This window comes from Siphonobacter aquaeclarae, assembly GCF_900103285.1.
Classification (GTDB): domain Bacteria; phylum Bacteroidota; class Bacteroidia; order Cytophagales; family Spirosomataceae; genus Siphonobacter; species Siphonobacter aquaeclarae.
In genome coordinates this window covers 699272-713652 of sequence record NZ_FNGS01000001.1, presented here as the reverse complement: position 1 = coordinate 713652, position 14381 = coordinate 699272, and the positions used below count along the sequence as shown (strand labels likewise).

The 14381-nt window shown below is 55.5% G+C and carries 9 protein-coding genes; 2 read left to right on the top strand and 7 right to left on the bottom strand.

Annotated features, from left to right (window positions below; all coding sequences use genetic code 11):
• Position 1 precedes the first annotated feature (1 nt).
• The 5 genes from BLR09_RS02640 to BLR09_RS02620 form a co-directional block, all read right to left on the bottom strand.
• A complete protein-coding gene (locus tag BLR09_RS02640; protein ID WP_093197332.1) occupies positions 2–2842 on the bottom strand; it encodes a PVC-type heme-binding CxxCH protein in 2841 nt (946 codons plus the stop codon).
• A 4-nt stretch (positions 2843–2846) separates the two neighbouring features.
• Positions 2847–3686: a sugar phosphate isomerase/epimerase family protein gene (locus BLR09_RS02635; RefSeq protein WP_093197329.1), complete on the bottom strand. Its 840-nt coding sequence runs from the start codon at positions 3684–3686 to the stop codon at positions 2847–2849.
• Positions 3687–3851: 165 nt separating this feature from the next.
• Positions 3852–4964: a T9SS type A sorting domain-containing protein gene (locus tag BLR09_RS02630; RefSeq protein WP_176785423.1), complete on the bottom strand. Its 1113-nt coding sequence runs from the start codon at positions 4962–4964 to the stop codon at positions 3852–3854.
• Between the two features lie 36 nt (positions 4965–5000).
• Positions 5001–6056 (bottom strand): glycosyl hydrolase family 28-related protein, encoded by a 1056-nt coding sequence (locus BLR09_RS02625; RefSeq protein WP_143010998.1) that lies wholly within the window; start codon positions 6054–6056, stop codon positions 5001–5003.
• Positions 6057–6066: 10 nt separating this feature from the next.
• Entirely contained in the window at positions 6067–7419 is a 1353-nt protein-coding gene (locus BLR09_RS02620) for a NosD domain-containing protein (RefSeq protein ID WP_176785422.1), read from the bottom strand.
• 257 nt (positions 7420–7676) lie between these two features.
• Here BLR09_RS02620 and BLR09_RS02615 point away from each other — a divergent pair, with 257 nt between their 5' ends.
• Together BLR09_RS02615 and BLR09_RS02610 are read left to right on the top strand one after the other, a co-directional pair.
• Positions 7677–11072, top strand: a complete 3396-nt coding sequence (locus BLR09_RS02615; protein WP_093197319.1) for a SusC/RagA family TonB-linked outer membrane protein — start codon at positions 7677–7679, stop codon at positions 11070–11072.
• A gap of 5 nt (positions 11073–11077) precedes the next feature.
• Positions 11078–12640 carry a RagB/SusD family nutrient uptake outer membrane protein gene (locus BLR09_RS02610; RefSeq protein ID WP_093197316.1) on the top strand — a complete coding sequence of 521 codons (1563 nt, stop codon included), beginning with the start codon at positions 11078–11080 and terminating at the stop codon, positions 12638–12640.
• An 80-nt stretch (positions 12641–12720) separates the two neighbouring features.
• Here the strand turns inward: BLR09_RS02610 and BLR09_RS02605 are convergent, their stop codons facing one another.
• Positions 12721–13398 carry a hypothetical protein gene (locus BLR09_RS02605; protein WP_143010997.1) on the bottom strand — a complete coding sequence of 226 codons (678 nt, stop codon included), beginning with the start codon at positions 13396–13398 and terminating at the stop codon, positions 12721–12723.
• Between the two features lie 129 nt (positions 13399–13527).
• Entirely contained in the window at positions 13528–14379 is an 852-nt protein-coding gene (locus BLR09_RS02600; protein WP_093197310.1) for a ThuA domain-containing protein, read from the bottom strand.
• Positions 14380–14381 lie beyond the last annotated feature (2 nt).

The following is a 14381-nucleotide window of genomic DNA, read 5'->3' as shown; positions in this document are numbered from 1 at the left end:
ATCAATGCTTTTGAAAGCTGAGCAGGTAGCCGGTAATATCGGAAATATCGTCTTCCGATAAACCAAGTGCGGCCGGGTCAGGCATCAGGCTGGTTTTGAGAGCTTTACGGTCTTTGATCTGGTCTTTCCGGATGGCGATCTGTTTGCCGGCGGCGTCGCGGAGAACGACCGTCGCCCCGTCGCTCACCAGAAAACCATAAATCGTATCGCCCTTGCGGGTAGTAATCAGCCAGGGTTCATATCCGAATACAAGCGCTGCGGACGGATTGACTACGGCATCAATCAGGGCCAGTCGATCCATTTTTTGGTGGATTGTGCTCAGATCCGGCCCGATTTCAGCGCCTGTTGTACCGTGCTTATGACAGGTCGTGCAATTTTTTTCGAACAGCATTTTACCGCGGGAGGGGTCGGGAGCCCGTCTGGCAATGATATCGACTGAATAGTTTCTGCCTTCCCGTGGAAAATAATCGCTTGCCAGTGTACGGACACTTGCGTCAGGGTTTTCAAAAATCTTCTTTCCGATCGCTTTCCTGAGCGGACCGGGTAAGCGGTTTTCGGCTGCCAGGCCAACCAGCATCTTCCCGCCGATCGGGTCTTTGGCCATTTCCAGCGCTGCTGCGCTGCGTTCATCCATCGTATGTTCGCCCGTGACTTCCACCTGAAGCTTCAGCATCTTCTGGTGAGCGGGGGAAAGCTGCGCGGTGGTTTCTTTCCAGTCGACGAGATCAGCCCAGTCGTTCGTCTTCCGGAAATTCAGCCACCAAAGCGCCTGTTCGGCTACATCGGGGAGAGGGCTTTTGCTTAACGCCACCATGGCTTCGGCAGCCGGGCGCGTCCGGATAAATGCGAGGGCGGTCAGTGCCTGCTTTCGCTGGCCGGCCGGTACGGCTGAAGACCCCGCGCGGGCCTTCAACGCCGGAATCGCAGCTACCGGGTGGGTTTCAAAAACCAGTCTGGCAAGCGGCAAGGGCCATTTTTCCGGCGGTTGCGGAAAGAGTTTCAGCAGTTCCGGATAAAACGCCCCGGCTTTGCTGCCGTCGAGTGCCGTACCCATCGCGACCCGCATCCAGTCATCTTTTCCGTCAAACCGGCGGGAAAGCTCACGCAGGATATCCTGGCACTGATCGAGCGGTACATCGCGGAGCGAAATCGCCACCTCCCGGCGAACGGCAGGGTCAGCATCGGTCGCAAGGATGCGCGCAGCCGGAAGAAAATCGCCCGTGGCGCGAACTGCCCGAAACGCGACAAGACGGATACCAGGATCCGGACTGCCGAGCAAGACCGACATATCTCCACCGATATGCGGAAGCAGGTAAATGGCCCGGGCCTGTATGTACGGATTGGGATCTTTCAGCAGGTGCTGAACAACTGGCAGCGCAGCCTTCCCCTGCTTCACCAGACCCGTAAAAGCAGCATTCCGGACATTCACAGCCGGGTTGCGAAGCCCTTCTTCGAGCCCGTCAAGGGTAGAAAAATCGAGTTTGGGTGCTGTCAGCTTCCGGTTTTTCGGCGTAATCCGGTAGATTCGGCCAAAGCCTTTCTTGTCGTGCATCGCATGGCCGCCGACAATCGGGTCATACCAATCGGCGATATACAGGGCGCCATCGGTTCCGGCGAGTACGTCGCTCGGACGGAACCACTTTCGCCGGTCTTCCGCGACATTGTCATTCCACTTGTAGTTGACGTTGTCTTCCGGCAGTGAGGAGACGAGATTATGCCGCTTCAGATCGAAACCGGCGCCGTTTTTTTGCGGCCAGTAGGCATAGATTACGTTTCGACCGGCTTCTGCACTCAGGAGCATCCCCCGGTACTTCGGACCCAGTAAGTCGCTTTCGTAGAAGGCAATACCCGTGGGCGACCCTGCTCCGGTATTTTCCGGGACGGGCATGACGCCCGGGTCGTCCTGATGCCAGTGTGCCGTGAATACGTCCTGCCCGGGCCGGCGGTCGGCCTGCCAGTACCGGCTTCCATCTGCCGAAAAGTACCCGGCGTTGCCGTTTTCGATGAGGTAGCTCGTCCGGCAGGCGATCACCTGATCATCGTTATCATTCTGCCACATGTTGCCATAGCTGTCCAGGCAGGTTTCGAAACTATTGCGGAAGTTGTGTCCGAGGACGCGAAGGCCGGTACCGTCGGGCCGGATGCGGAACATCAGTCCTCCGGTCCACACCCGCCCGTCGTCACTCTTCTGCCCGCCGTTGTTGGTTTTATTGTAGGGTGTGCCGCCGGTGTAGAGGCTACCGGAATGGAGGGTCCAGCCGCTTCGGTCGGTGACGTTATGCGGTCCGGCGTTACCGACATTGAAGTACCAGTACCCGTCCGGTCCGGCTACTACGCTGTGCAGGCTGTGGTCGTGATCAAGGCCGCCGAATCCGGTCAGCAATGTTTCCTTTTTATCGGCTTTGTCGTCGCCGTCGGTATCGGTGTAAACGAAGAGATTCGGCGCGGCAGAAACCAGTACCTGTTTGCCGATGACCGCAATACCGAGAGGAGAGACCAGCTCCTTATCTTCCACGAAAACGCTGGATTTATCCGCCTTGCCATCCTGGTCGGTATCTTCCAGGATGACGACCCGCTCTCCGGCGGGGTGGCTGAGGTGGTCTTTGTTGTTAAAGTCCCGGTAATCAACGGCTTCCGTAACCCAGATACGACCACGATAGTCTACATCGATATTCGTAGGGTTGAATAATTGTGGTGATTCGGCCCATACTGTTGCCTGCAGGTCTTCCGGCAGAAACAGGCGCACGGAATCTTCGGCAACAGGTACCGGATTGAGCGCAGCGGGCTGAAAAGCGGCTGCGAGTACAGAAGTGAGTCCCGCGAGAGGAAGAACAAAACGCATACAATCAGGCCGGAAAGAGGGTTCGGAGGTAGCGGAGATTTTTCTGATAGGCCGGGACGACAGCATCGCCTTTGGGAATAGCGCCTTCGATCTGCATCCAGCCCTCGTAGCCGATGTCGGCGAGGGATTGCCGGATCCGCTTCCAGTCCAGCGGGCCGTTTTCCAGCAAAAAACCGTTTTCCTTCATGTGGATTTCGGCGATGAGGCGCTTGCCGAGCAACGGAATTTCCCGGTAGATGTCCTGCCCGGCGTCCGTTGCATTCCGGAAATCATAGTAGACTTTTACGGCGGGCGAGCCGACCGCTTCAATGATGCGAAGATGGTCTTCCGCCGAAAGGTATGACTCAATAGCCAGCGTCACCCGGGCTTTTTCCGCTTTGTGGGCGATCTGTTTCAGCCGCCGGATGACTTCGTCCTGTCCGGGCCGGTCGTTCCGCAGCTCTCCTTTGTCGAAAAACGCCAGAAGAATACAGTTGATACCAAGGGCCTGCGCCGCGTCAATCGCGCCGCTGACCCATTCTTCGGTACGGGGGTCGCTTTTATACGGAACCTGATTCAGCTGGGCAATTCCGATGCTGGCCATGCGGATTCCGGTACGGGCTGACGCTTCCCGGTATTGTTCCTGAATCTCTTTCCGGGACAGATAGGTCGGGTCGGCGCCGGTGTTGTAGCTGATCTGAAGGCCGTCGAGGCCGATTTCCCGGGCGACCTCGAAAGCAGCCGGTCGTGCCATCTGGCCGATGGACCAGTCGCAGGCTCCGATCCGGTAGCTCCGGCGGGGTATTGCGAGCAAAACGCCGGCGGCTGTTGTCTGCAACCATTCCCGGCGGGAGTATTCTTTCATGATTCAGAGGTCAAGAGCCGAAAAAGACGCTTCGGTCCTGAAAATTAGACAAATACCGGAAAAACCCATGCTTCCCGGCAAGGGGTTTCATGACAGGGCGGGATGGTTTGGAAAAACAAAGCCCCACCGGTGCACCGGCGGGGCAATCAGAAAAGAAAGAGAATGCTATTTCTTAATGAAACGTCCGGTTTGCCGGCTGCCGTCAGTCAGGGAGACTTCTAGAACGTAGCTGCCGGCCGGCAACTCCGCAACCGGAATGTGCAGGCTGTTTCCGGAGGTTTTGACGGCACGCGCCTGCTGATCGAGGACGGTCACATTTGTCAGGCTTTTTCCGGAAGGCAGTTTCAGAAAAATCTCGTTGGTGGCAGGATTCGGCCAGATGGTAAAGCTGGTCGTCGCTCCGACCGCGTCGCCGGAATAGGCGAGGGCTACTGCCGTGATGCCGGTATCGTGGAGAATGCCGTGCCCGTCCGATCCCTGGAGGCGCATCCATTGTTGTTTTTCGGGATGGAATCCGACAACAAACACCGTTCCCGGAGTTTCTTCCGGAACCGGGAGGCTGATTTCTGTCTGTGCCTGTCCGGGGGTGACAAGCCAGTGTCCTTCTGAAACAAAACCGGCGATTCCCGCTTCCGGAACGGCCGGGAGTTTCGCTGGCGCCGTGTTTTGGTAGCGGGCCAGGAGCACGGCTTTTGGCGAGTGCAGGGTAATGGGGAAGTAGCGCTGCCCGTCGCCCAACGGGAGAACAACCGGCTGGTTTTCTGTCCGGGCGTGGACAAATCCCTTGATGTGGTTGCGGTCTCCGGCGTGTTGAATCGTTACATCCGGATCGAGAAAAACGGCATTTGCACCGCGAAATGTATCACCGGCCGGGGTAATGATTGCCCCGTTGCCTGATTCCGCGAAGACAAGCTCTTTTGCAATCCGGATGCCACCCGGGCGGTTGGAAAGCGGAAATGCGCCCGTATTCAGCACATGGAGACGACCAAAATAAGGGATACCGGCACCCTGAATACCTTTGCCCTGGTAGCCGGATATTCCGGTTTGTGTGCTGCCGAAATAATCCGTCCCGGAGCGGGCGTCCCAGCTTTGCAGGTTGGTAAACTGGCCGATGTGCTGAAAGCTTCCGCCGTCGGCCTTGTAGTTGGCCTTGTTGACGACTCCCTGGCCCTTATCGCTCAGGGGTTTCGTATTCACAAAGCTGCTTTGGTAAACAATCTGAGCCTGAGCCGTGGCTATGGAGAAGGCGAGGAGAAGGGTGGAGTAGTGTTTTTTCATCAGGGGTTGTGAATCGAAGAAATGAAAATTTGACATTTAATGAGAACCCGCCGGCCCCGGAGCCGCCTCTACCCGTTTCGACAAATCACTCAGATAGACATTTTCCCAGGAACATTGCCGGAATGCGACGTCTTGAACAGGCTCTTTTACGACAATAGCATTCGTAATAATGCCAGGCGGAAGTTCCGGGCGCTGTTCTTCATCGGGTTCTTCGCCGCTGAAATGACATTGCTGAAAGAGGATATGCTGCCCCTGCCGGATGTCAATCAGTTTCAGAAAATGGGCCGGTTGATTTCCCATTCCTGTCAGGGCCTGTTCCGCCGGAGCGGCAACTACTTCCGCGTCCGCGTCGAACGGCCGGTGGAAACCGGTTTGTACGAAAGATAAGTATTCTTTCGCATTTCTCTGGCTATTGATAAGCAAGGGGATGTCCCACCCGCTGAGTTTTCCGCCGGTGACGCGCAGGCTCCTGCCATTATCCAGCACCATCCCGAACCGGAGACGAAATCCGGCAGATACATTCTCCAGTTCGCAGCTTCCGGCATTCCGGAAATGGATACCCGTGGCCTGCGAGCGGAGCATACCTGCTACTTCCACATTTTTCAACTTCACGGAGCCCGACACCGACAACAGCGTTCCGGTTTCAGCCGCCGCATCGAGATAGAGCGAAAGCTCCTCCAGGCCGCCCGATTTTTCCGAAGAAGGAATATGGATCGCAGTGCCCGCCGTACCCGGAGCGGCAATGAGTACGGTTCCCTTACGGATACCCGCCGTCTGTCGACTGATCTGATTCGGCCCTTCTCCCCGGAAAATCAATCCGCCCGGCAGCGTCAGCGACGAAATGCGGTATTCCCCCGCCGGAAACAGCAGTACCCCGCCGTGCGGCATCGCCGCAATGGCCCGGTTGATAGCGTCGGTATCGTCGAGGAGATCGTTGGGTATAGCACCGAACTCGGTGACAATGCGTTGATTATCTGTCGTTTCCCCGCCAGCTCCCATTTCATATGTGCACGCGGCAGCGCCGGTGGCTGTTTTTTCCACCGGCGCCGCCGAGAGCGACAATAAAAGACTGATCAGAGGTAGCTGGTTCACGTCTGGAGGTCTATTCGGTTCCTGTCACGGTAATGGAAACCGTTCCGTTTGTGGTGGTGCCGGTACCGGTGCTGCGGGTAAGACGTACTTTCACCTCGTATACCCTTCCGGAGGCGTCTACATGGGTTCCGACTACCTGAGGTACTACTTCTGTCGTGTTCAGGCTCTGTGAAGCCGGCGTCCACGTTGGAAGTATGGAATGTACGACGGGGAATGTCGTGCCGAGGGAAATGACGACGTCAACCGTAGCAGCAGTAGTAGCTGAAACAACGGCACGTTTTGTAATCGATTTCGTCGCAAACTGCCGTGAAACAGTGGTATCCGAATCGACAAAGGTTCCAAGCGGACGGGTCGATCCGGTTACTTCATCTTTGAGCAAATCAGGGTAGGCGGTGAACATCAGCGGATTACGTGACGAGTTACCATAGCGGAAAATCCGGGAACCATCTGTACTCTTTTTCCGGAAAAGCATATTATGCCCAAAGGTATAGGAGGTATTCTGATAATCATCTACCAGGTAATCCTGCACGGACGCAATCCGGTTACCTGAGAAAATAAGTCCCTTTGACCCGTACACAATTACTTTATCTGCATAGGTTGAATCGGGATGCGGGACGAAGTCGTTTCCGGTAACCGTCGTATTCTCCGTGTAGCTGGTGATGAGCTTTGCCGTATAGAACCGGTTCCGTTCGACGCTTGCGTCCTTCGTATAGGAAATGTCCAGATCAGCGTCGTTGAACAGGTTTCCGACAAAACGATTTCGATTGTTAGTACCTCCATATCCGAAAACCGGACCATGTTCGATGACATTACTCTCAAATGTCACATTACTTCCCCAGACTTTTGCGGCAAATGTCCTGGTCGCCAGGTTGGTCCAGTTCTGTATGAAATTTCCCGCAATCCGGACGCTGTCACTCTTATAAACGTACAATAAGCCCGGCTCTGAGATTTTAGGAGAATTAAGGGGTGATTTTCCGTCGATAAAATTGTCGGAAGCGATGATGTTCTTGCTCAGGGCAATGTAAAGTCCGCAGGCTGATTTATATGTTTTATTGCCCCGAACAGTTACGGAAGTGCTGGTTTCAATATGGATCGATCGGTCATAACCGTAAATGGTGTTATTATCGACAGAAATATTCCGGCTGGAGTAGTCTACCGCAATGCCACACCGACCGAGTTCATTTCCACTGAGAATCAGTACATTGTTGGAAACGGTGACATTTGAAATGCGGTCTTCCAGCGAAATCCCATCCCCATAGTTGTCAACGATCGTGGTTTTTCCGGAAGGTATTGGTACCGCCGTCTTTCCAAATACACTTTCCAGGTAAGTATTTTTCGGTACATGTTGACAAATAGTTCGCAAACGGAACCGCCTTGCCCCAACATTGCATTCCGGTGAAAATCCTGCACGTCTGAGTAACCGATTTCCGATTTGTCCCCAGTTTTCTCTAAAAGACGCCCTGTTTCGACCCCTGGCCCGCCATTAGTAGGCCAACCCGCCAGTCCCCTCCGGCAGCAACCCGCCGGAAGGTGGTTGTCCTTCCCCGGTCCTTGCGGCCTGCCCACCCGATTTTGTCCTTTCACAGGACCCGCCGAATTGTTCAACCCAGTGTTTCGACCATGATGAGAACCTTACTTGAAGGGGCTGACGAGCCGCCTTTCTTCCGGAAACTGCTCCTGCTTGTCCTTCTTCTGCCCTTTGGAGAAGAGGGAAGCGCCCAGCAAACCCAACCCGACACGTTACCCCGTCCGGACTCCGTCCGCGTGATACGGCGGGATACCATGCCTGATTCACTTCGCAAACCAATCCGGCCCGACTCGCTTCCGAAACGCGATTCCGCCCGGGTAGTCAGGAAAGACTCCCTCCCGCAACCGGCCCGACCCGACTCTGCCCGGAAATCCCAGACCGGCAACTGGCTTCCGAAAGAGGACTCCATCCGCCTGCCGGCGCAGCAACCGCCCGCCCGCCACGACTCTGTTCCGGGCACCGGTCAGCTTGTTCAGGGCAGGGTACTCGATGAAAAGGGCTCCGGTCTTCCCGGCGTCGCCGTTACCGTTAAGAATACGCAAACAGTGACCGTGACGACGCCCGACGGCGCCTTCCGTGTCCGGGTACCCGACAACCGCTCTCTCCTTACGTTCAGTTTTACTGGATACAAGCCCAAAGAACAGCTGGTCGGGAATATGCGCAATCTGACCGTTACGCTTGAGCCCGATGTGAAGGTGCTTAACGAGGTCGTAGTGGTCGGATATGGTACCCAAAGCCGGAAAGACCTGGCAAGCGCCACCTCCCGCGTGGCGGCGAGCGAGATCAAAACGGCGGTGATCAATACCGTCGACCAGGCCCTGCAGGGCCGGACTACCGGCGTACAGGTGGTCGAGACTTCCGGCGAGCCGGGAGCGGCAGCCGTGGTCCGGATCCGTGGGAATAACTCCCTGAGCGGCAATAATGAACCGCTGTATGTCATCGACGGATTTCCCATGCCGCCGTACCGGGAGGCCGCCGCCAACTTCACCGGCGCCTATTCCCAGAACGGCCTTTACGGCATTAATCCGAACGATATTGAAAGCATGGAAGTCCTGAAGGATGCCTCGGCTACGGCTATCTACGGCTCCCGCGGAGCCAACGGCGTCGTGCTGATTACTACCAAATCGGGCAAGCGCGGGGAGGGGCGCGTGGAGCTTGTCAACCGGACGTCTTTCGGGCAGATTTCCAATCCAATCAAAATGATGAACGGCCCTCAGTATGCCGAAATCATCAACGAAAACTACCGCCTTACCAACCGGAAACCGCCTTTTGAGACCCCGCCGACGACCAGTACCGACTGGGTTAAGGCGATTACCCAGCCGAGTTTCCGGCAGGACCTGACGTTCGGGGTGTCGGGCGGAAGTCCGAAGTCGTCGTACTACCTCTCTGGAAACTACCTCCATGAGCGGGGGACCATCATCCGGTCAGACAATAACCGCGGAAGCCTGCGGGCTAATTTCAACAGCGATGTCAACGACTGGTATACCGTTAAGGCGCAGCTTTCCTTCACCCGGCAGCAATCCAACCGGGCGATTACCACGTCGAAAGCCTGGCCGTCGTCGGGTGGGCTTATGGATGGCCTGCGGGCTGTGCCGACCGTCGCGAAGGACTACGCCGGATACAACAGCCTCGGCATTCCCGGCTATTCAGGCTACTACTTTTCCAATCCGTACCTGGAGTTGACGTCGAAGACAGACTTGTCCAAAAATGACTACTCCATTCTGAACATCGAAAACTGGTTCCGGCTGGTCAAAGGCCTGCAGCTGGTGGTTTCCGGCGGAACCAACCAGAACCTCACGCGCCGCCAGGTATTCATGCCGCCTGTTACTGCTGAAGGCCTCGGGCCAAATGGCAGCGGAAGCAGCGCCGTCGCCAATACCTACAGCTACAACGCCAATGCCTATTTTCTCTACGAGCATACCTTTCAGAAAAATCACTACCTGAATGCGACGCTTGGCGGGGAGTACAACAGCCAGACGCTGGAGCAGCTGACCACGATCTCATCCGGATACGACGTGCCGGCGTTTGGCGTCGATAACATCGGAAGCGCTCATATTCAGAGTATTGGCTCTTACAAGGAAAGCCGGACGATCCAGTCGGCCTTTGCCCGCCTCAACTACACCTTTAAAGGCCGCTATGTCCTGAATACGTCGCTGCGGCTGGATGGCGCGTCTCCCTTCGCCGCCAACAAAAAGTATGCCCTGTTTCCGGCAGTAGGGGTTGCCTGGAACGTGGATGCGGAGGAGTTCATGAAAAAGGTGAAATTCCTGTCCAATCTCAAGCTCCGGGCTTCGTACGGGGAAACGGGTAGTCAGGCCATCAATCCGTATGCGTCGCTGTCGCAATTCTGGAACGGGTTTTACCAGTTGGGAACGGACGGTAAGCCGGTTACAAGCCTGTACCCGACCACTTTAGGTAATCCGAATCTCTCCTGGGAACGGACGAGTCAGTTCAATGCCGGGGTCGATTTCAACCTTGCCAACGACAAGCTTGTCGTGAGCTTTGATTATTACCGCAAACTGACGTCCGGCCTACTGCAGCAACGAATATTGCCCTCACAATCAGGGGTAAGCAGTATTCTGGATAACTACGGGACGATGGAGAACCGGGGCCTGGAGCTGAGCGTTCAATTCAACGTTCTCCGGAAAAAAGACCTCACTTTTTCTTCCCGGCTGTCGGTTTCCCGGAACGTCAATATTCTCCGCGATCTGGGAGACCGCAAGACTCCCGACTATATCAACATTTCCGGTAATCTCCTCGGCGGTACCTCCGGTATCCTGGTACCGGGTGAGGAAGTAGGTCAGTTTTTCGGCTATAAAATCATCGGGCTGGCGCAGACGAAGGACTTCGATGCCGAAGGAAAGCCGCTGTACCCGTCACCTGGTGTAGCTGAGCAGATTCCCGGCGCCTGGAAGTATGAGGATAAAAACGGGGACGGCCAGATCAATGCCGACGACCGCCAGGTACTCGGAAAATCTACACCTGATTTTGTGTTCGGGTGGACCAATGATTTTACGTGGAAACGCTTCACCGTCAGCGCTTTCATTACCGGATCGGTCGGGAACGACGTCCTGAACCTGACGCGGTTTTACCTGACGGACGGGCTCGTGGACTATGCCGGCGTGTCGTTCAACCAAACGGAAGAGTGGTACCGCAAGCGGTGGACGGCCTCCCGGCCGCACAACGATCCCCGTTTTCCGGGAACCCAGATCGGTATTCCGACGGGAGATATCAATTCCGTTATTCTGGAAGACGGCACGTTTGTCCGCCTGAAAATGCTGACGCTGGCCTATCAGCTGCCGAAGCTGGGGCCGGTCAAAAACCCGCGCCTCTTCCTGACCGGTACCAACCTGTTTACGCTGACAAACTACACCGGATTTGACCCGGAAGTCAGCTCCTACAACCAATCCCTCCTGCAACAGGGAATCGACTACGGCGCCTATCCGGCTCAAAAATCCTTCACCATCGGGTTCTCCTGTAACTTCTGACCGTCATGAAACTTGCCTATTTGCTGCTCCTGGCCGTCGCGCTCACGGCCTGCCGGGATAACCTCGAAGAAAAGCCGTTTTCGTCCCGTTCGGGCGAACAGGTTTTTCAGGACGAAGACGGCCTCAAAAAAGCGACCCTCGGAGTGTACCATATCTGGACATCGCTCGACTACAACGACGTCTGGAACCGCTTCATACTCAGCGAGTCGGGGCATCGGTACGCCACCGGCGGAATACTCGGCGCGAGCGCCAATCCCTATTACCGCTTCGGGCACCTGCCTACTGCCGGCGCCTTTGACCTCGTCTGGTCGCGGATGTACAAGGTTGTTTTTCGGGCGAATACGGTTATCGACAATGCCAGAAAGGCCGTCTCCGCCGACACCACCGCCAACAAGTACATCGCCGAAGCCCGCCTGCTGCGCGCGTATGCCTATTTCAACCTGGCGCGGGATTTCGGAGGAGTGCCGCTGATCGACCGCGAAATCAAATCCCTTGAGGACCAAGATCTTATTTATGCGCCGAGAGCGACGCTCGAAGAGGTTTACGCCCTGATCATCGAAGACCTGACTTTTGCCGAAAAACAACTGCCGGATCAGTGGGATGTCGCCAATGCCGGTCGCGTTACTGCCGCGACCGCCAAAGGATTACTCGGCAAAGTATACGTCTACATGGCCGGGAAACCACTTTCCAAAGCCGAATACTACCAAAAGGCGATTGACAAACTGACCGAACTCACCGAAGCGGAAGCGCGCTATAACATCGGCCTCGTTCCGGAATTTGCCGATGTCTTTTCCCTTAAAAATGAGCGGAACAAAGAGCTGCTGCTGTCGTTTTCCTACTTCACGGACTCGGCCAATCCCAACGGGACCATCTTCCCCTTCTTCCTGTTTCCGAGGGGATTGACGAACGGAGATGAACAGACCGGCTACGGATTGACCTGGGCATTCTACCAATTATTTGGGAAGACGGATACCCGGCGGGACATGACCGTTGTGGCGAAATATGTCTTCAAAGGCGTTGAAAACGGCGGCGCAACGCCCGGAGACAGCATCATCTACGACCCTGAAACGTGGCATTACCGGGTGAAGCGCACCGGTGACATCTTTTTCCAGCCGAATTTCGCCTGCGGCCTCGCCTATGCGAAGATGGACAGGGCCGAGCGACCCGCCGGCGCGCCGCCGCACGGGTATGGAAACGATCTGATCGAATTGCGGTATTCCGACATACTCCTTTTGCTGGCGGAAGCGCTCATCGAAACCGGAAAACCGGCGCAGGCGCTGCCGCTGATCAACCGGGTCCGGGAGCGGGCCCATGCCACGAAACTGACCGCTTCGGCCAATCTGCGGACTGCCCTCCGGCTGGAGCGGCGGCTGGAACTGACGGGCGAATTCAATACCGTATACGATATCCGCCGCTGGGGAACGCTGAAGGACGAAGTAGCTGCGATGACGCCCGAAATGATCATCGGCGCTGAACTTACGCCTTACAATCCCCGCTTCGAGCTCTATCCGATTCCTCAGTCTCAGCTGGATGCCAATCCGAACCTGAAGCAGAACGACGGCTGGTAGGAGGTGGTCTTTCCGGCAAGCAAAAGAGGCTGTCCTATTGGTATGGGACAGCCTCTTTGACTTATTTGAATAGCAGGAAATTATCCTCCTCTCTCGTATTTGCTGACCGTAATCGAACTCAGCTTCCGGCCCGAAAAATTAAGGTGGACCAGCGTCGTTTTCCCGAATGAAGGACTAAACGCAAAGTACCACTGCGGAGAGTCGCTCATGGACGGATCGTAGCCGGTTGTGAGGTCTTTTGTAAACAGGTTGAACCGGCGGAAGGAATTTCCGGAGGACAACGTGAGAACTTTCGCGTAGAGACCGTCCACCGCGTCTCCGATAGCTATTGCCTGGGATTTCGCGGCAGACTCGGGCCATTGGATCAGGGCTTTACCGGTCGACAGATACATCGTTGATATGCTTCTTTCCGAAAAATAAAGCTGTACCGAGATGCCGTTGCTTTGCTCGATATCAAGGCTTTGGTAGAGCGGAATGCGTTTCTCGAGATCAGTGAGTCTGGTAAAACTATTCCCTACTACGTTGACATAGCCCACACTGGCGGTTTTTTGCAGCGACTGCAGGACGGGGTAGAGAGATTCCGGTGTTTCGCCCAGTTGCAGGCCCATATACAGGTCACCGGTACGCGACAACGTATCCGTGCCGAGGTAGGTAGAAACAGGGTCGGTGACGAGATCCCGCAGCGGACTATCGTCCTTTTTTAGGCAACCGGACAATCCGAACAATAGTATCAGGGTGGGAAAAAAGTAACGCTTCATGTTTAATTTGGTTTTCCTGTAGACACAGATAGCGGCGCTGAAGTTGCAAGCAATGCATCCACATGCGTGACGAAAAAAAGGCCCGGCATGCCGGGCCTTCAGAGAGGAGTATGCCACGCCTTCCGGCGGCTATCGTTTCAGCGTCCAGTTCACCGCGTTTTCTACCATACCTGTAAACTCCGGTTCCGCCCACGCTTCTGCGGTATGCCCCATGGAGGTATAAAAGGTTTTCCCTTTTCCGGCAGTTCGGTACCAGGCGATAGGGTGGTATTTGCCCATTCCGAAGTTTTTGTTCTTGATCCACAGCATATTACCATTGGGAATAATACGTGTGCCGTCGATGTAAGAAAGGATATGTACCCCTTTCGGCTGCGTCAGAAAAACATACCATTCGTCTTCATGGACCCACGACGCCGGCAGGCCGCGCGTGAGGACAGAATCCCTCCCCGGTTCGATGAATACCTGGGTTTTTTGTAGATGCGGATCCAGCGAGTGGTGGGAAAACCGGGTTCCGAGCAGGTTTTCTTCGTACCAGGCCCAGTGGTGGGAGTTGTCACCCGCACCGTGAATACCGATGAGGGAACCGCCTTCTTCGACATAGGCGGCGAGGGCGTTTTCCTGCTCATCGTTCAATACCCGGCCCGTCGAATTATTGAACACAACCGCATGGAACCGGCGGAGCTGATCGGGATTGAATACGCCGCCGTCTTCCGTTTCATAGACGAACCAGTTATTCCGTTTCGCCAATTCCTGAAAAACGGGTTTGGAAGCGTCGATCGACTCACTATGGCGAAAGCCCGTCGTTTTCGAAAACAGCAGGATAGCAGGTCTTCCTTCCGGAAAATCGATCTTCGGAGCGTCCGTTTCATAGCTCACCGGAAAACCATAGCTGATTTTGTAAATAAAGAACCCCATCGCCCCTCCGAGTACCAGGATCAGCGCGAGGAGGCTCCAGAGAATGATTTTGATTGCTTTTTTCATGG

Excerpts from the sequence above, each read along its gene's own strand:
- BLR09_RS02640 (WP_093197332.1), bottom strand. The coding sequence starts at position 2,842 with ATGCGTTTTGTTCTTCCTCTCGCGGGACTCACTTCTGTACTCGCAGCC.
- BLR09_RS02635 (WP_093197329.1), bottom strand. The coding sequence starts at position 3,686 with ATGAAAGAATACTCCCGCCGGGAATGGTTGCAGACAACAGCCGCCGGC.
- BLR09_RS02630 (WP_176785423.1), bottom strand. The coding sequence starts at position 4,964 with ATGAAAAAACACTACTCCACCCTTCTCCTCGCCTTCTCCATAGCCACG.
- BLR09_RS02615 (WP_093197319.1), top strand. The coding sequence starts at position 7,677 with ATGATGAGAACCTTACTTGAAGGGGCTGACGAGCCGCCTTTCTTCCGG.
- BLR09_RS02610 (WP_093197316.1), top strand. The coding sequence starts at position 11,078 with ATGAAACTTGCCTATTTGCTGCTCCTGGCCGTCGCGCTCACGGCCTGC.
- BLR09_RS02605 (WP_143010997.1), bottom strand. The coding sequence starts at position 13,398 with ATGAAGCGTTACTTTTTTCCCACCCTGATACTATTGTTCGGATTGTCC.
- BLR09_RS02600 (WP_093197310.1), bottom strand. The coding sequence starts at position 14,379 with ATGAAAAAAGCAATCAAAATCATTCTCTGGAGCCTCCTCGCGCTGATC.